The sequence below is a fragment of the Acidovorax sp. Leaf160 genome (assembly GCF_001424265.1).
Classification (GTDB): Bacteria; Pseudomonadota; Gammaproteobacteria; order Burkholderiales; family Burkholderiaceae_C; genus Paracidovorax.
Window position 1 is genome coordinate 1 of record NZ_LMOV01000026.1, and the last position, 16,055, is coordinate 16,055.

A 16,055-nucleotide genomic window follows, 5' to 3' on the forward strand; every position below is an offset into this window, starting at 1 on the left:
GATCGCTGCCGTCAGCGTCGTCTTGCCATGGTCCACGTGGCCGATGGTGCCCACGTTGACGTGGGGCTTGGTACGTTCGAACTTACCTTTTGCCATTTTGACTCTCCAAAGAGCAATGCCTGTGTCGGGGTTTAACGTCTGCACCCGATTGCTGAGTCGTCCCGCACAGGGCAACAGGACGGCACCGGGTCGCAGATTGCAAGAATCTTGCTGCTACTAATTTCATAGCTGCCGGCACTGATGAATCAAGCGCCGGCAGCCGATTTCTCTCGAAACCCAACCGGAAGGTCTGCCGAGGCAGCCCCTCCGGCCCTCACGCCATTACTTGGCGCGGGCAGCCATGATGGCTTCAGACACGTTGCGAGGCGCTTCGCTGTAGTGCTTGAACTCCATCGTGTAGGTGGCGCGGCCTTGCGTTGCGGAGCGCAGCGAGGTCGAGTAGCCGAACATTTCGGACAGAGGCACTTCGGCCTTGATGGCCTTGCCGCCGCCGACCATGTCGTCCATGCCCTGCACCATGCCGCGACGCGAGGACAAATCGCCCATCACGGTACCGGCGTAGTCTTCGGGCGTTTCCACTTCCACGGCCATCATCGGCTCCAGGATCACGGGGTTGGCCTTGCGGCACCCTTCCTTGAAACCGAAGATCGCGGCCATCTTGAACGCCAGTTCGTTCGAGTCCACATCGTGGTACGAACCGAAGTGCAGCGTGACCTTGACGTCCACGACCGGATAGCCGGCCAGCACGCCTTGGGTCACGGCTTCGTGGAAGCCCTTTTCCACGGCCGGGATGAATTCGCGAGGAACCACACCGCCCTTGATGGCGTCGACGAACTCGTTGCCCTTGCCGGCTTCGTTCGGCTCGATCTTGAGCACGACGTGACCGTACTGGCCCTTACCGCCCGACTGGCGCACGAACTTGCCTTCGGCTTCTTCCACCGTCTTGCGGATGGTTTCGCGGTAGGCCACCTGGGGCTTGCCCACGTTGGCTTCCACGCCGAATTCACGCTTCATGCGGTCCACGATGATTTCCAGGTGCAGCTCGCCCATGCCGGCGATCAGCGTCTGGCCCGACTCTTCATCGGTCTTCACGCGGAACGAAGGATCTTCCGCAGCCAAGCGTTGCAGGGCGATGCCCATCTTTTCCTGGTCGGTCTTCGTCTTGGGTTCCACGGCCTGCGTGATCACGGGCTCGGGGAACACCATGCGCTCCAGAATGATCTGGGAGTCGATGTCGCTCAGCGTTTCGCCGGTCGTCACGTCCTTCAGACCCACGCAGGCAGCGATGTCGCCGGCGCGGATTTCTTCGACTTCCAGGCGTTCGTTGGCGTGCATCTGCACGATACGGCCGATGCGTTCCTTCTTGCCCTTGATCGGGTTGTAGACGGTGTCGCCCTTGGACAGAACGCCCGAGTACACGCGCACGAAGGTCAGCTGGCCCACGAACGGGTCGGTCATCAGCTTGAACGCCAGGGCCGAGAACTTTTCGCTGTCGTCCGCCTTGCGGGTGACGGGGTTTTCGTCTTCATCGGTACCCGTCACATCATCGATGTCGGTAGGTGCCGGCAGATAGTCGATCACGGCGTCGAGCATGCGCTGCACGCCCTTGTTCTTGAACGCGGTGCCGCACAGCATCGGCTGGATTTCCGTCGCAATCGTGCGCGTGCGCAGACCGGTCTTGATCTCTTCCTCGGAGAGGTCGCCCTCTTCCAGGTACTTGTTCATCAGGTCTTCGGACGCTTCGGCAGCGGCTTCGACCATCTTCTCGCGCCATTCCTTGGCGGACTCGACGAGTTCGGCCGGGATGTCCTTGTATTCGAACTTCATGCCCTGCGAGGCTTCGTCCCAGATGATGGCCTTCATCTTCAGCAGATCGACCACGCCGGTGAAGTTTTCTTCCGCGCCGATCGGGATCACCACGGGCACGGGGTTGGCCTTCAGGCGCAGGCGCATCTGGTCATAGACCTTGAAGAAGTTGGCGCCGGTACGGTCCATCTTGTTCACGAAGGCCAGGCGAGGCACCTTGTACTTGTTGGCCTGGCGCCAGACGGTTTCCGACTGGGGCTGCACGCCACCCACGGCGCAGTACACCATGCAGGCGCCGTCCAGCACGCGCATGGAACGCTCCACCTCGATGGTGAAGTCCACGTGGCCGGGGGTGTCGATGATGTTGAAGCGGTGCTCGGGGTAGGACATGTCCATGCCCTTCCAGAAGCAGGTCGTGGCGGCCGACGTGATCGTGATGCCGCGCTCTTGCTCCTGCTCCATCCAGTCCATGGTGGCAGCGCCGTCGTGCACTTCACCGATCTTGTGGTTCACACCGGTGTAGAACAGGATGCGTTCGGTCGTCGTGGTCTTGCCAGCGTCGATGTGGGCCGAGATACCGATATTGCGGTAGCGCTCGATGGGAGTCTTGCGTGCCATGATGTTTCTTTCGTTTAACGGCTAAGAGCCCGCCCGCCAAAAATGGCGAATCGGGCTCCCAGCTTTCGAGATATGGGGACGAAACCCGGACTTAGAAGCGGAAGTGGCTGAAAGCCTTGTTGGCTTCGGCCATACGGTGCACTTCGTCACGGCGCTTCATCGCACCGCCACGGCCTTCCGTGGCTTCCAGCAGTTCGTTGGCCAGGCGTTGCGCCATCGACTTCTCGCCACGCTTGCGGGCGGCTTCCTTGATCCAGCGCATCGACAGGGCCAGGCGGCGCACGGGACGCACTTCGACAGGCACCTGGTAGTTGGCACCGCCCACGCGGCGGGACTTCACTTCGACCATGGGCTTCACGTTGTTGATGGCAACGGTGAACGCTTCCAGCGGGTCCTTGTCAGGATGCTTCTTCTCGATCAGTTCCAGGGCACCGTAGATGATGCGCTCTGCAACTGCCTTCTTGCCGCCTTCCATGATCACGTTCATGAATTTGGACAGCTCGACGTTGCCGAACTTCGGGTCCGGCAGGATTTCACGTTTGGGGACTTCGCGACGACGTGGCATTTTTCACCTCTATTTTTGCTTCAGTTGGCGCCTTTCCAGGCACCGCGAGAGCCAATGCAGGACTCCCACTTACTCGACCCGCGCAGAACGCCTGCGTTTGGGGCCACTACGCTGCTTCACCGCGCCACGCGGGAACAGCACCGAAAATTCTTGTACGAAAAGCGCAGGGCTTACTTGGCCTTGGGCTTCTTGGCACCGTACTTGGAGCGCGCTTGCTTGCGGTCTTTCACGCCTTGCAAGTCGAGCGAGCCACGCACGATGTGGTAACGCACACCGGGCAAGTCCTTGACACGGCCGCCGCGGACCAGCACCACGCTGTGTTCCTGCAGGTTGTGGCCTTCGCCGCCGATGTAGGAGATGACTTCGAAGCCGTTGGTCAGGCGCACCTTGGCGACCTTACGCAGAGCGGAGTTAGGCTTCTTTGGCGTCGTGGTGTACACACGGGTGCACACGCCGCGGCGCTGAGGAGAGTTTTCCATCGCAGGGCTCTTGGACTTGGTCTTTTCGACCTCGCGCCCCTGACGGACCAATTGATTGATGGTTGGCATTGAATACGTCCCTAAACGTGAATTTTTTCGTGTAAGCCGTGACAGCTTCGTGAACACGAAAACGTGAATCCCTTCGGAAATTCCGAAAAGCCTTCTAATGTAGCAGCAAGCCCCCGAACGGGCAAGCGGCTCGCTTTCCCCAGCCCATCGCAAGATACGACACGGCCCGTGGAATCGCACAGCCCGTGCCAGGACCGCCGCGCAAGGGCCGCCCCCCGCGCTGGCGATGTCCCCCTTCCCGAATGGCAGCGCCATTCGAGAGAAGGGGTGAAGGCGCGAAAGCGCCTCAGGGGGATGCGCCTCCTACTTGATCCAGAGGCGGATGGCATCCCAGGCGCGGCCGAAGATGCCGGCCTGGTCCACCGCCTCCAGCGCCACCAGCGGCACCTCGGCGATGGGCTGCTCGCCCAGGGACACCTTCAGCGTGCCCACCGGCTGGCCCTTGGTGAACGGCGCGACCAGCGGGTCCTGGCGCACGATCTGCGTCGTGACCTTGCCGGCGCTGCCCGAGGGCACGGTGACCACGATGGCATCGGGGCGGCCGATCTTCAGCGTATTCTGGGTGCCCTTCCAGACGGCAGGCGTCGCAGCGGGCTGGCCGGCGTCGAACAGCTTGACGGCGTCGAACGCGGTGTAGCCCCAGTTCAGCAGCTTCTGGGTTTCGTTGGCGCGGGCGTTCTCGCTCGTGGTGCCGAGCACGATGGACAGCAGGCGGCGCTGGCCGACATTCGGGAAGTCGCGCTTGGACGTGGCGACCAGGCAATAGCCCGCCGCTGCGGTGTGGCCGGTCTTCAGGCCGTCCACGGTCGGATCGCGGAACAGCAGCGAGTTGCGGTTGGTGCCGTTGGAGACGGGCGTGCCGGGATAGGCGTACTGCTTGGTGGCGTAGTAGTGCATGTACTCCGGGAAGTCCTTCATCAGCCGGGTGGCCAGCACGCCCAGGTCACGCGCGGTGGTGGTGTGGCCGGGCTCGGTCAGGCCTTCGGGGTTCTTGTACGCGGTGCCTTTCATGCCCAGCGCCTGGGCCTGGTCATTCATCAGCTTGACGAAATTCTCGGCCGTGCCGCCCACGCCCTCGGCCAGCGCCATCGTGGCGTCGTTGCCCGACTGCACGATCATGCCCTTGATGAGGTCTTCCACCGGCACCTGCATCTTGGGGTCGATGAACATGCGCGAGCCGGGCATCTTCCAGGCACGCACGCTCACGGGCAGTTTCTGGTCGAGCGCGATCTTCTTGGCGCGCAGCGCGTCGAACACCAGGTAGCCGGTCATCAGCTTGGTGAGCGAGGCCTGCTCCACCGGCGCGTCGATGTCCTTGGCCGCCAGCACCTGGCCGGCCGTCACGTCCAGCAGCAGGTAGTTGCGTGCGGCGATCTCGGGCGGCTGGGGTGCCTGCACCTGGGCCCACAGGGCGGCAGGCGCGAGCAGGACGGCGCAGACAAGGGTTCGCAGCGAGGGCAGGAAGGACTTCATGGAGGGCACGGGCACTTGAGGGAAACAACAGAAAGGGGAACGGGAAGAGCCGGCACCTGCAGTGGACGCTGCAGACGCCAGCGGACCGGGCCAGACGCCAGGGCCTGGCATCACGGTTCGGATTGCAGGTGGCGGGTGACCAGGTTCTTGAGCAGCGGCAATTGTCCGTGAAAGAAATGGCCGCCTCCGGGCACGACGGTAACGGGCAGTATCTGCGGGCGCGCCCAATCCATCACCGCCGACAGGGGCACGGTGTCGTCGACCTCGCCATGCACCACCAGCGTGCGCAGATGCGCCTCGGGCGGCACCGGGGCCACGGTGAAACGGCTGGCGGCGGTGCCGACCAGCACGGCGCGCTGGATGTCGGCCTGCCGCTCGGCCCAGAGGCGCTCCAGCGCGTGGCTGGTGACGAAGGCGCCGAACGAGAAGCCGGCCAGCGCCAGCGGCCCCTGCGGCGCGACCTGGCGCACCACGGCCAGCAGGTCGTCCAGCTCGCCCCGGCCGTCGTCGTGCGTGCCGGCGGTGGCGCCCACGCCGCGGAAGTTGAAGCGCACGGCCGTCCAGCCGCTGCCGACGAAGGCGCGCGCCAGCGTCTGCACCACCTTGTTGTCCATGGTGCCGCCGAAGAGCGGATGCGGATGGGCGATGACGGCCACGCCGCGCGGTGCGGCCCCCTCGGCCACGGTGGCGGCGTCGCGCAGCGCCTCGATGGCGCCGGCCGCGCCTTCCAGGGTGAGCCGTTCTGTCTGGGAATTCACGATTTTGCTATCAAATCAATAGCTACCAGTACTTGATGATCAAGCGCTGGCGGCCTAAAACACTGAAAATCGCTCGATGGACGAGCGATGTGCGGCTCAGCGGCCCACGTCCGGCGGCGTCAGCAGCCGCTCGACGACCTGGCCGTTCTTGAGGTGCGACTCGACGATTTCGTCGATGTCTTCCTTGTCCACGTAGGTGTACCAGGTGCCTTCCGGGTACACGACGGCGATGGGGCCGCCGGCGCAGCGGTCCAGGCAGCCGGCCTTGTTCACGCGCACCTTGCCGGGGCCGGACAGCTTGGCCGCCTTGACCTGCGACTTGCAGCGATCGAAGCCGTCCTGCGCGCCATAGCGGGCGCAGCTTTCCTCGCCCTTGCCGCGGTCGTTCAGGCAAAAGAAGATGTGGCGTTCGTAGTAGGAGGGTGCGGCCGGTGCGTTGTCGGCGGCGGCGGCAGGGGTGGGGTGGTCGCTCATGCGGTCATTCTAGGACGCGCCTCGCAGGGCGCCGGAGCACTCGGGCACTCGGCCGACAAGCCCGCAGGCTCCACTCAATCGGCTGCAGCGGCCGCCGTTTCCCGGTCGCGGCGCGACACGCGCTGCACCACGTAGCCCAGGGCCGCATAGGGCCAGAGCCAGCCCAGCCACTGCCCCAGCCCGAAGAAGCGGATGAAGCGGCCCTGCTCCCAGGCCTGCAGCGTTTCGGCGAAGTACGCGCTGGTGGGCGCCTGGTTGAGCAGGTTCAGGTGCAGCGCCAGCGCCAGCAGCAGCAAGGCTGCGCAGGCCCGGCGCGGCACGGCGACGAGCAGCAGCGCCACCACCAGCCCCGCCCAGATGCCCAGGTTCGCGGGCAGCGTGATCCATTCCCAGGCATGGGTCGGCCCCCAGCTCATGGCGGCCGACAGCGCGGTCGCCCCCACACCCACGGCGACCGTGCCGAGAGCAAACACCGCCCGCCGGCCCAGGTGCCGCATGATGCAAAAGCCCAGCAGGCACGGAATGAGCACGCCCAGCAGCACGGCCAGCAGCTCCGCGCCCGGCGACAGCGCCTCGAGCGGCTCGGTGCGCACGGGCAGCCACTTCAGGAACGGCGTGTCCTCCAGCCAGTCGATCAGCGCCGCCTCCAGCCGCTCCCACATCTGGCCCAGGCCGAAGGGCACGGCGGCGGGAAACAGCAGCGCCAGCGGCCAGAGCGCCAGCAGCACCAGCGCGCCACGGGCATCGTCCACGAACCAGCGGGCGCGCAGCCGGCTCCAGCGGTCGATGGCGCCCAGCCGCTCCAACAGCCAGGCCAGCAGGGCGCCCAGCAGGGTGCCGGCCGCGTTCAGCGCCAGGTCCATGTTGGACGGCACGCGGCGCGGCAGGTAGATCTGCAAAAACTCCATCGACAGCGACAGCAGCGTGCCCGCCAGCGTGGCCAGCAGCAGCGCCCAGCGCGCCCAGCCGCTGCGCATCATGGCCAGCGCCAGCAGGAAGCCGAACGGCGCGTAGCCGCCGACGTTGATGTTCACGTCGAACCACGTCCAGTAGGGCGGCGGCATCTTCGCCGTGAGGAACACCCAGGGGGAGATGCCCTGCCAGCGCCAGCCCTCGAACGGGAACAGGCTGGCGAAGACGATCAGCGCCGCATAGATCAGCGCGAGCGGCCAGGCGGAGGTCTTGTGCACGGCGGGGTTCGCTGCGCGGCGCCGGGCGCGGATCAGAACGGCTTGACGACCACCAGCACCACGGCGGCGGCCAGCAGCAGCACGGGTACCTCGTTGAACCAGCGGAACCAGCGGTGGCTGCGCCGGCTCTGGCCGTTCGCCAGCTTGCTCAGCAGCACGCTGCAGGCATGGTGGTAGCCCACGGCCAGCACCACCACGGCCAGCTTGGCGTGCATCCAGCCGTTGCCCGGGCCGCGGCCGATGCCATAGCCCAGGTAGAGCCACAGGCCCAGCCCCAGGGCCGGCACGGCCAGCAGGGTGGTGAAGCGCAGCAGCTTGCGCGCCATCAGCAGCAGCCGGTCACGTTCGGCCGCCGAGCCCGGCGCCACCATGGCCAGGTTGACGAAGATGCGCGGCAGGTAGAAAAGGCCGGCGAACCAGCTGGCCACGAACACGATGTGAAAGGCTTTGACCCAGAGCATGCGGCCAGTGTACGGGCGCACTTTGCGTCCAGATACCGGCTGCCGCAATGTGGCGCACAATTTCGGCATGCATCTGTCCAGCCCCACCCCGTTCCCCGCCCATCGTCCGCGCCGCCTGCGACGCGATGCCTTCACCCGCAACCTGGTGCGCGAGAACGTGCTCACGCCGCACGACTTCATCTACCCGGTGTTCGTGCACGAAGGCACGAACCTGCGCCAGCCCGTCACGTCCATGCCCGGCGTGGACCGGCTGAGCCTGGACCTGCTGCTGCCCGTGGCGGAGGACTGCGTGAAGCTCGGCATTCCGGTGCTGGCGCTCTTTCCCTCCATCGACCCGGCGCTGAAGACGCCCGACGGCCAGGAAGCGCTGAACCCCGACGGCCTGATCCCGCGCGTGGTGCGGGCGCTGAAGCAGGAATTCCCGGAGCTGGGCGTGCTGACCGACGTGGCGCTGGACCCCTACACCAGCCACGGCCAGGACGGCATGCTGGACGCGACCGGCTACATCATCAACGACGAGACCGTTGAGATCCTGGTGGGCCAGGTGCTGACGCATGCCGAGGCCGGCGTGGACATCGTCGCGCCCAGCGACATGATGGACGGGCGCATCGGCGCCATCCGCGACGCGCTGGAAGTGCAGGGCCACATCCACACCCGCATCATGGCCTACAGCGCCAAGTACGCCAGCGCCTTCTACGGCCCGTTCCGGGATGCGGTGGGCACGCGCGGCGCGCTGGGCAAGGCCGACAAGAACGTCTACCAGATGGACCCGGGCAATACCGACGAGGCCCTGCGCGAAGTGGCGCTGGACATCGCCGAGGGCGCCGACATGGTGATGGTGAAACCCGGCATGCCCTACCTGGACGTGGTGCGCCGGGTGAAGGATGAGTTCCGCGTGCCCACCTTCGCCTACCAGGTGAGCGGCGAATACGCCATGCTCAAGGCTGCCGCCGCCAACGGCTGGCTGGACCACGACGCCGTCATGATGGAGAGCCTGCTGGCCTTCAAGCGTGCCGGCGCCGACGGCGTGCTGACCTACTTCGCACGCGACGCCGCACGCCTGCTGCAGCGCCGCTGATCCCACGACGCCGGCCGGCCGGCACTACTAGACTCGTAGCTGTTGGCGCCCGAAGGACGGGCGCTGGAGCCTGTTTTGACCGAAGAAGCCTCCGCCGGCGCCATCCGCGTCTTCCACATCCAGCAGGGCGCGGCGCGCGAACTGACCGCTCTGCCCACGGCCCCGCCCGCGCAGGGGTTCTACTGGATCGCCTGCACCCGCCCGGCCTTCAGCGCCGGTCTGGCGCGCGTGCAGACCACGCTGCAGGCCACCGCCGGGCTGCACCTGGTGGACCTGCACGTGTCCGACCTGCTGAACGCGCACCTGCCCTCGCACTACGACTACACCTCGCAGTACGACCTGCTGGTGTTCCGCCGGCTCACCGCCACGCAGTGCGACACCGCCGTGCCGCCCGGCGCCGCGCCGGGCGCCGCGGCCGATGCTGCAGCCCTGCGCCGCAGCGGGCCGCCGGTGCTGCGGCGCATCGACACCAGCCCCGTGGGCTTCGCCGTCTTCGACCAGGTGCTGCTGACCGTGCACCCCGAGGACTGCACCGTGCGCGACGCCTTCGCCGCGCGCCTGCTCTCGCCCTCCCAGCCAGGCAGCCCTGCGTCGTCGTCGGCGGCGGCAGCAGCGGCTGCGCCCGACAGCGCGACCGCCACGGGTGCCGCAGCGATCTCCGCCACCGAGACCGCCCTGCGCGAGGCGCGCGGCGGCTTCGCGGCCGGCTCGCGCCTGCCCACCAGTCCGGCCGACCTGATGTTGCGGGTGGTGAACCTGATCGTGGACAACTACCTCGATCTGCGGCGCGAACTCTCGCGCCAGCTCGACCACTGGCAGGCCGAACTGCTCAAGCCCCGCGCCCGCTTCGCCAACTGGAATGCGCTGCTGGAGGCCCGCCTCACGCTGCACCAGCTCGACGAGATCTGCGAAGACCAGCGCGCCGCGGTGCAGGACTGGGTGGACACGCTGGAAACCTGGGCGCTGCCGGACACCGTGCCGGCACTGCGCGAGCTGGACCTGCTGAAGGTGCGCAGCCGCGACGTGCTGGAACACATCGAACGCGTGGTGCACCACGTGCGCCGGCTGGAACAAAGCACCGAAACGGCCGTGCAGATGCATTTCAGCGTGCAGAGCAACCGCACCAACGACATCATGCGGACGCTCACGGCCCTCACGGCCGTGTTCCTGCCGCTCAACCTGATCGCCGGCATCTTCGGGATGAACTTCGAGTTCATCCCGCTGGTGCACAAGCAGGACGGTTTCTGGTGGGCGATGGGTTCCATGACCGTCATCGCCATTGCGTTGATCGCGCTGTTCTGGCGCAAACGCTACCTGGCGCGCACGGGCCAGGGCTGACGACGACGCTGGCGACCGGGCGGCCGCACCACCTGGCGCCCGCCCGCGTTTCCGCCCGAGCTTCGGGGGCAGCCCCGCCCCATTAACCCTCTTGCCCTGTCAGACAAGTCAAAGGGTGTCGCAACATTAATTGCCTAGTCAATTAATATCGGTGTCATGCAATCCAATGCCCCCGAAGACCTCGCCGCCTGCCTGGACCCGCAGTGGCCCGTGCCGCACCCGATCGAACAGCACCTGGGCTACCAGCTGCGCCGCATCGTGACGCTGCTGAGCGCGCACATCGACCGCCAGGTCGAGCCCCTGGGGCTGACCGATGCCCAGTGGAAGCCCCTCCTGCGCCTGCTGCTGGACCAGACCGGCACCGTGGCTGCCCTGGCGCGCATCTGCCAGCTGGACGCGGGCGGCATGACGCGCCTCCTGGACCGGCTGGAGACCAAGGGCCTGGTGCGGCGGGAGCGTTCGCTGGAAGACCGCCGTGTGGTCAACATCGAGCTGACCGACGAAGGCCGCACCGCTGCCCAGCAGCTGCCCGACATGCTGCAGGGCATGCAGCGCTCGCTGCTGCAAGGTTTCAGCGCCGAAGAAGAGGCCCAGCTGCGCGGCTTTCTGGGCCGCCTCTACGCCAACGCCCAGGCGCTGGAGCCGGGCAGCGCGCCGGGCGGCCCGGACAGCTGACAACCGGCTGCCACCCAACACCCCTTTTCCTTTCGCCTTTCTCCAGAGCACAACAGCATGAAAAACCAGCTCACCCCCTCCCTCACCGCTTCGGCTCCGGGGCCTGCCGCCCGCAGCGATGCGGACCAGCCCAGCCCCCTGAAGGGCGCGGCGCTCTACTTCGCGACACTGGCCCTGGCCATCGCGGCCCTGCCCGGCCTGACCGGCTGCGCCGACATGTCCGGCATTGCATCGCATGCACAGATGCGCGACGCAGCCTCGCTGGGCCTGCCCGCTGCGGCGGCGCCCGGCACGCTGCAGGTCGACGCCGCCGTGCCCGCCGACTGGTGGCGCGGCTTCGGCGATGCGCAGCTGAACGCGCTGGTCGACCGCGCGCTGGCGCAGAGCCCCAACCTGAAGCTGGCCGAAGCCCGGGTGGCGAAGGCCAATGCCTTCACCGAAACCGCCCGCGCCGCCACCGGCCCTCGGGTGAACGGCAGCCTGGACCTGAACCGCCAGCTCTACAGCGCCCACGGCCCTTACCCGCCTCCGCTGGCGGGCAGCACGCTGAACAGCGGCACGGCGCGCCTGACCGGCAGCTGGGAGATCGACTTCTTCGGCGAGCACCGCGCCTCGCTGCAGTCCGCCCTGGGCACGGCCAACGCCGCCCAGGCCGAAGCCCAGTCCGCCCGCCTGCTGCTGGCTGCCAACGTGGCGCGCAACTACATCCAGCTGGCCCGCCTGCAGGCGCAGCTGGACGTGGCCGAACGCACGCTGGCCCAGCGCAGCGAGACCCTGCAGCTGGTCAAGGACCGCGTGACCGCCGGACTGGACACGCAGCTGGAGCAGCGCCAGAGCGAGGGCGGCCTGCCCGAAGCACGCCAGCAGATCGAAGCGCTGCGCGAACAGATGGCGCTGACCCGCAACGCCCTGGGCGCGCTGGTCGGAGAGCCCAATCTGCCCCTGGCGCTTGACAATCAAGCGCTTTCCGCTATTCATTCGATAGCAATGCCCGCCCAGCTGCCAGCCGACCTGCTGGGCCGCCGGCCCGACGTGGCCGCTGCCCGCTGGCGCGTGGAAGCCAGCGCGCAGAACGTGGCCGTGGCCCGCGCGCAGTTCTATCCGAACGTGAACCTGACGGCCTTCGTCGGCCTCTCGTCCATCGGGCTGGACCGGTTCGTGCAGGCCGGCAGCAAGGAATGGGGCGCCGGCCCCGCCATCCGCCTGCCGATCTTCGACTCGGGCCGGCTGCGCGCCAACCTGCGCGGCCAGTCGGCCGACCTGGATGCGGCGGTCGAGAGCTACAACGCCGCCTTGCTGGACGCCGTGCACGACGCGGCCGACCAGATCGCCTCGGCCAGCGCCATCGACCGCCAGGCCGCCGAGCAGCGCCAGGCAGAAGCCGCCGCCGAGAGCACCTGGGCCATCGCCCGTCAGCGCTACCAGGCGGGCCTGGGCACCTACCTGAACGTGCTGGCGGCGGAAACCACCGTGCTGGCCCAGCGCCGCCAGGCCGTCGACCTGGCCGCACGGCGGCTGGACAACCAGGTGGCGCTGATGCGCGCCCTGGGCGGCGGCTGGCAGGACACCACCGTGCCCGCCGCGCCCGGCGCCGTCGCCGCCCGCTGAACACCCCCCATTTTTCGAGTCACGACCATGAACGCACCGCAAACCGCCTCCGATCACGCCGCATCTCCCGCCCCTGCCCCCGCCGACAAGAAGGCCGGCCGCCGCAAGGCCCTCATCACCCTGGCCGCCGTGGTCGTGCTGGCCGGCGCCGGCTGGGGCGTCTACGACTGGCTGGTGGCCAGCCACTACGAGAACACCGACAACGCCTACGTGCAGGGCAACGTCATCCAGATCACGCCGCAGACCGGCGGCACGGTGATGTCCATCCTGGCCGACGACACCGACTTCGTGAAGGCCGGCTCGCCGCTGGTGCAGCTGGACCCGGCCGACGCCCGCGTGGCGCTGGCGCAGGCCGAGGCCGGCCTGGCCCAGGCCGTGCGCCAGGCGCGCACGGTGTACGTGAACAACGGCTCGCTGAACGCGCAGATCACGCTGCGCCAGGCCGAAGTCACCAAGGCCCGCTCGGACGTGGCCCGCGCACAGCAGGACCTGCAGCGCCGGCAGTCGCTGTCGGGCAACGGCGCCGTCTCCAAGGAAGAACTGCAGCACGCGCAGAACCAGGTGGACGCGGCCCGCTCGGCGCTGGCCGCCGCCCAGGCCGGCGTGGAAGCCGCCCGCGAGCAGCTTTCCAGCAACCAGTCGCTGACCCAGGGCGTGCCGGTCCAGGAGAACCCCAACGTGCTGGCCGCCGCCGCCAAGGTGCGCGAGGCCTATCTGGCCGAGCGCCGCACCGCCCTGCCCGCGCCGGTGGACGGCTATGTCGCCCGCCGCACCGTGCAGCTCGGCCAGCGCGTGGCGCCCGGCGCTGCGCTGATGACCATCGTGCCGCTCAGCCACGTGTGGGTGGACGCGAACTTCAAGGAAAACCAGCTCCGCAACCTGCGCCTGGGCCAGCCCGCCAAGCTGACGGCCGACCTGTACGGCAAGAAGGTCGAATACACCGGCACCGTCGCCGGCCTGGGCGTGGGCACCGGTTCGGCCTTCGCGCTGCTGCCGGCGCAGAACGCCACGGGCAACTGGATCAAGGTGGTGCAGCGCGTGCCCGTGCGCATCGCGCTGGACGCGGCCCAGGTACAGGAACACCCGCTGCGCGTGGGCCTGTCGATGGACGTCACGGTGAACACGCAGCAGCGTGACGGCGCCCTGCTGGCGGGCGCGCCGCGCACCGACCCCGTGGCGCAGACGAACGTCTACGGCGGGCTGGACCAGGGCGCGGACGCGGAAGTGGCCCGCATCATCGCGGCCAACACCGGCGGGGTGAAGACCGCCAGGTCGGTCCACTGAACGGCCAGGCAAGGCAAGAGCCCGCATGACCACCGCCACCGCATCTACCGCAGACGCCGCGCCGGCACCCCGTGCCGCGCCGGCCGCACCCGCCCCGGGCCCGGCGCCCGGCGCGGCCCACCCGCCGCTCGAAGGCAGTGCGCGCCTCTGGGGCACGCTGGCCTTGTCGGCGGCCACGTTCATGAACGTGCTGGACACCTCCATCGCCAACGTGTCCCTGCCCGCCATCGCCGGCGACCTGGGCGTGAGCCCCACGCAGGGCACCTGGGTCATCACCAGCTTCGCGGTGGCCAACGCCATCGCCGTGCCGCTGACCGGCTGGCTGTCGCAGCGCTTCGGGCAGGTGCGCCTGTTCGTCGCCAGCGTCACCCTCTTCGTCATCGCATCGCTGCTGTGCGGCATCGCGCCCAACATGGCCACGCTGATCGCCTTCCGCGCGCTGCAGGGCTTCGTCGCCGGGCCGATGATTCCGCTGTCGCAGTCGCTGCTGCTGTCCAGCTACCCCAAGGCGCTGGCCGGGCTGGCGATGGCGATGTGGTCCATGACCACGCTGATCGCGCCGGTGATGGGGCCGCTCCTGGGCGGCTGGATCACCGACAACATGAGCTGGCCGTGGATCTTCTACATCAACGTGCCGGTCGGCATCGCGGCGGTGCTGGTGACCTGGAGCATCTTCCACAAGCGCGAGTCGGAACGCCGCGCGCTGCCCATCGACTCCATCGGCCTGGCGCTGCTGGTGATCTGGGTGGCGGCCATGCAGGTGATGCTGGACATCGGCAAGGAACACGACTGGTTCGCCTCGCCCTGGGTGGTGGCCTGCGCCGTCGTGGCGGTGGTGGGCTTCATCGCCTTCATGATCTGGGAGCGCGGCGACGACCACCCGGTGGTGGACCTGTCGCTCTTCAAGATCCGCAACTTCTGGGCCGGCGCGCTGGCCACCTCGGTGGGCTACGGGCTCTTCTTCGGCAACGTGGTGCTGCTGCCGCTCTGGCTGCAGCAGTACATGGGCTACACCGCCACCCAGGCCGGCGAGGTGCTGGCGCCGGTGGGCCTGATGGCGCTGGTGCTCTCGCCCGTGGTGGGCAAGAACATCGCCAAGGTGGACCCGCGCCGCTTCGCCACCTTCGCCTTCCTGGTGTTCGCGCTGGTGCTGTGGATGCGCTCGCGCTTCAACACCCAGGCCGACCTGATGACCATCATGGTGCCGACGATCATCCAGGGCGTGGCCATGGCGTTCTTCTTCATCCCGCTGGTGACCATCACGCTGTCGGAGATCGCGCCGGCCCGCATCCCGTCGGCCTCGGGCCTGTCGAACTTCATGCGCATCACGGCGGGCGCGATCGGCACCTCCGTGTCGACCACGCTCTGGGAACGCCGCGCCGAGCTGCACCACGCCCAGCTGACCGAAGGCCTGCAGCAGGGCGGTGTCGCCGTCACGCAGACGCTGCAGGGCCTGCAGGCCGGCGGGCTGGCGCCCGACCAGGCGCTGGCCCAGGTCGAGCGGCTGGTGAACCAGCAGGCCTACATGCTGGCCGCCAACGACATCTTCTATGCGTCGGCCGTGCTGTTCCTGCTCCTGATTCCGCTGGTCTGGCTGGCCCACCCGGTGCGCGCCAGCGCCGGCAGCGCGGATGCGGCGGCCGGGGCGCATTGAGGGCGTGCCGGCACGGGAGGCTCGAACGGATACGCTCGAGCCTCCCCACATCTCCCGCGTCTTCATCGCTGCCCCTCATGACCACGCCTGCTGCTCACGAACTCGACACCTTCCACACCGCCCTGGAGCAACTGCGCCAGGGCGGCCTGCGACCCCACGACTTCAGCAACACGGCCCGCGCGCTGGAAGCCTTGCGCGCGGCGCTGCCAGCGCGGTATGACGAAGTGCTGCTGGGCTTGCTGGACCGATTGGAGTCGGGCGCGCTGTTTGCAGAGGAAAGCTGCTCCTTCAGCCAGCAGGACTTGCTGGACAGCCTGCGCCTGTGGGCTGACAAGGCTGGCGGCCAGTTGCCCGGCTGAACGGCGGCCCCGGTCCAACGCAGCGCGCAGGCAGGCACTCAGACACTCAGGCCCCACCCTCGCACGCACGCACACACGCACACACGCATGCTGGATCGGTCACCGCCACACCGAACGGCGATGACCGCGCGCAAACGATGGCGTCATAAGGGTTTCATCGGAATTT

General features: G+C 67.9%; 16 protein-coding genes. 7 read left to right on the forward strand and 9 right to left on the reverse strand.

All coding sequences use genetic code 11. From position 1 onward, the window contains the following. The 9 genes from ASF94_RS16465 to ASF94_RS16505 form a co-directional block, all read right to left on the reverse strand. A partial coding sequence (locus tag ASF94_RS16465) for a GTP-binding protein (RefSeq protein ID WP_033470817.1) occupies positions 1 to 96 on the reverse strand: 96 nt, incomplete at its 3' end. Positions 97 to 321: 225 nt separating this feature from the next. Beyond that, on the reverse strand, positions 322 to 2,424 hold the full coding sequence (gene fusA / locus ASF94_RS16470) for an elongation factor G (protein ID WP_056668878.1): 2,103 nt from the start codon (positions 2,422 to 2,424) through the stop codon (positions 322 to 324). 91 nt (positions 2,425 to 2,515) lie between these two features. Further along, positions 2,516 to 2,989, reverse strand: coding sequence for a 30S ribosomal protein S7 (gene rpsG, locus ASF94_RS16475; RefSeq protein ID WP_056668881.1), 474 nt, complete (start codon positions 2,987 to 2,989; stop codon positions 2,516 to 2,518). A gap of 170 nt (positions 2,990 to 3,159) precedes the next feature. Further along, a complete protein-coding gene (rpsL, locus tag ASF94_RS16480; RefSeq protein WP_015012185.1) occupies positions 3,160 to 3,537 on the reverse strand; it encodes a 30S ribosomal protein S12 in 378 nt (125 codons plus the stop codon). 303 nt (positions 3,538 to 3,840) lie between these two features. Next, positions 3,841 to 5,010 (reverse strand): D-alanyl-D-alanine carboxypeptidase family protein, encoded by a 1,170-nt coding sequence (locus tag ASF94_RS16485; RefSeq protein ID WP_056668884.1) that lies wholly within the window; start codon positions 5,008 to 5,010, stop codon positions 3,841 to 3,843. Between the two features lie 110 nt (positions 5,011 to 5,120). Further along, positions 5,121 to 5,768 (reverse strand): alpha/beta hydrolase, encoded by a 648-nt coding sequence (locus ASF94_RS16490; protein ID WP_056668886.1) that lies wholly within the window; start codon positions 5,766 to 5,768, stop codon positions 5,121 to 5,123. 96 nt (positions 5,769 to 5,864) lie between these two features. Beyond that, positions 5,865 to 6,242: a ferredoxin gene (locus tag ASF94_RS16495; protein WP_056668889.1), complete on the reverse strand. Its 378-nt coding sequence runs from the start codon at positions 6,240 to 6,242 to the stop codon at positions 5,865 to 5,867. Between the two features lie 74 nt (positions 6,243 to 6,316). Next, positions 6,317 to 7,432: a VanZ family protein gene (locus ASF94_RS16500; protein WP_056668892.1), complete on the reverse strand. Its 1,116-nt coding sequence runs from the start codon at positions 7,430 to 7,432 to the stop codon at positions 6,317 to 6,319. Between the two features lie 32 nt (positions 7,433 to 7,464). Continuing rightward, positions 7,465 to 7,893, reverse strand: coding sequence for a CopD family protein (locus tag ASF94_RS16505; RefSeq protein ID WP_056668895.1), 429 nt, complete (start codon positions 7,891 to 7,893; stop codon positions 7,465 to 7,467). Positions 7,894 to 7,960: 67 nt separating this feature from the next. Here ASF94_RS16505 and hemB point away from each other — a divergent pair, with 67 nt between their 5' ends. The 7 genes from hemB (at position 7,961) to ASF94_RS16540 (ending at position 15,889) form a co-directional block, all read left to right on the forward strand. Further along, complete coding sequence (hemB, locus tag ASF94_RS16510; RefSeq protein WP_056669367.1) at positions 7,961 to 8,971, forward strand: porphobilinogen synthase; 1,011 nt, start codon at positions 7,961 to 7,963, stop codon at positions 8,969 to 8,971. A gap of 75 nt (positions 8,972 to 9,046) precedes the next feature. Further along, positions 9,047 to 10,309 carry a magnesium transporter CorA family protein gene (locus ASF94_RS16515; protein ID WP_235505406.1) on the forward strand — a complete coding sequence of 421 codons (1,263 nt, stop codon included), beginning with the start codon at positions 9,047 to 9,049 and terminating at the stop codon, positions 10,307 to 10,309. A gap of 156 nt (positions 10,310 to 10,465) precedes the next feature. Continuing rightward, positions 10,466 to 10,984, forward strand: coding sequence for a MarR family winged helix-turn-helix transcriptional regulator (locus tag ASF94_RS16520; protein WP_056668898.1), 519 nt, complete (start codon positions 10,466 to 10,468; stop codon positions 10,982 to 10,984). Positions 10,985 to 11,041: 57 nt separating this feature from the next. Further along, on the forward strand, positions 11,042 to 12,592 hold the full coding sequence (locus tag ASF94_RS16525) for an efflux transporter outer membrane subunit (protein ID WP_082493362.1): 1,551 nt from the start codon (positions 11,042 to 11,044) through the stop codon (positions 12,590 to 12,592). A gap of 27 nt (positions 12,593 to 12,619) precedes the next feature. Further along, positions 12,620 to 13,876, forward strand: a complete 1,257-nt coding sequence (locus ASF94_RS16530) for an efflux RND transporter periplasmic adaptor subunit (protein WP_056668901.1) — start codon at positions 12,620 to 12,622, stop codon at positions 13,874 to 13,876. A 25-nt stretch (positions 13,877 to 13,901) separates the two neighbouring features. Then, positions 13,902 to 15,530 carry a DHA2 family efflux MFS transporter permease subunit gene (locus tag ASF94_RS16535; RefSeq protein WP_056668903.1) on the forward strand — a complete coding sequence of 543 codons (1,629 nt, stop codon included), beginning with the start codon at positions 13,902 to 13,904 and terminating at the stop codon, positions 15,528 to 15,530. Positions 15,531 to 15,607: 77 nt separating this feature from the next. Continuing rightward, positions 15,608 to 15,889 carry a hypothetical protein gene (locus tag ASF94_RS16540; protein WP_056668905.1) on the forward strand — a complete coding sequence of 94 codons (282 nt, stop codon included), beginning with the start codon at positions 15,608 to 15,610 and terminating at the stop codon, positions 15,887 to 15,889. Positions 15,890 to 16,055 lie beyond the last annotated feature (166 nt).

Bases quoted from the DNA above. Each gene is read 5' to 3' on its own strand.
- fusA (WP_056668878.1), bottom strand. From the start codon at position 2,424: ATGGCACGCAAGACTCCCATCGAGCGCTACCGCAATATCGGTATCTCG.
- rpsG (WP_056668881.1), bottom strand. From the start codon at position 2,989: ATGCCACGTCGTCGCGAAGTCCCCAAACGTGAAATCCTGCCGGACCCG.
- rpsL (WP_015012185.1), bottom strand. From the start codon at position 3,537: ATGCCAACCATCAATCAATTGGTCCGTCAGGGGCGCGAGGTCGAAAAG.
- ASF94_RS16485 (WP_056668884.1), bottom strand. From the start codon at position 5,010: ATGAAGTCCTTCCTGCCCTCGCTGCGAACCCTTGTCTGCGCCGTCCTG.
- ASF94_RS16495 (WP_056668889.1), bottom strand. From the start codon at position 6,242: ATGAGCGACCACCCCACCCCTGCCGCCGCCGCCGACAACGCACCGGCC.
- ASF94_RS16505 (WP_056668895.1), bottom strand. From the start codon at position 7,893: ATGCTCTGGGTCAAAGCCTTTCACATCGTGTTCGTGGCCAGCTGGTTC.
- hemB (WP_056669367.1), top strand. From the start codon at position 7,961: ATGCATCTGTCCAGCCCCACCCCGTTCCCCGCCCATCGTCCGCGCCGC.
- ASF94_RS16520 (WP_056668898.1), top strand. From the start codon at position 10,466: ATGCAATCCAATGCCCCCGAAGACCTCGCCGCCTGCCTGGACCCGCAG.
- ASF94_RS16525 (WP_082493362.1), top strand. From the start codon at position 11,042: ATGAAAAACCAGCTCACCCCCTCCCTCACCGCTTCGGCTCCGGGGCCT.
- ASF94_RS16530 (WP_056668901.1), top strand. From the start codon at position 12,620: ATGAACGCACCGCAAACCGCCTCCGATCACGCCGCATCTCCCGCCCCT.
- ASF94_RS16535 (WP_056668903.1), top strand. From the start codon at position 13,902: ATGACCACCGCCACCGCATCTACCGCAGACGCCGCGCCGGCACCCCGT.
- ASF94_RS16540 (WP_056668905.1), top strand. From the start codon at position 15,608: ATGACCACGCCTGCTGCTCACGAACTCGACACCTTCCACACCGCCCTG.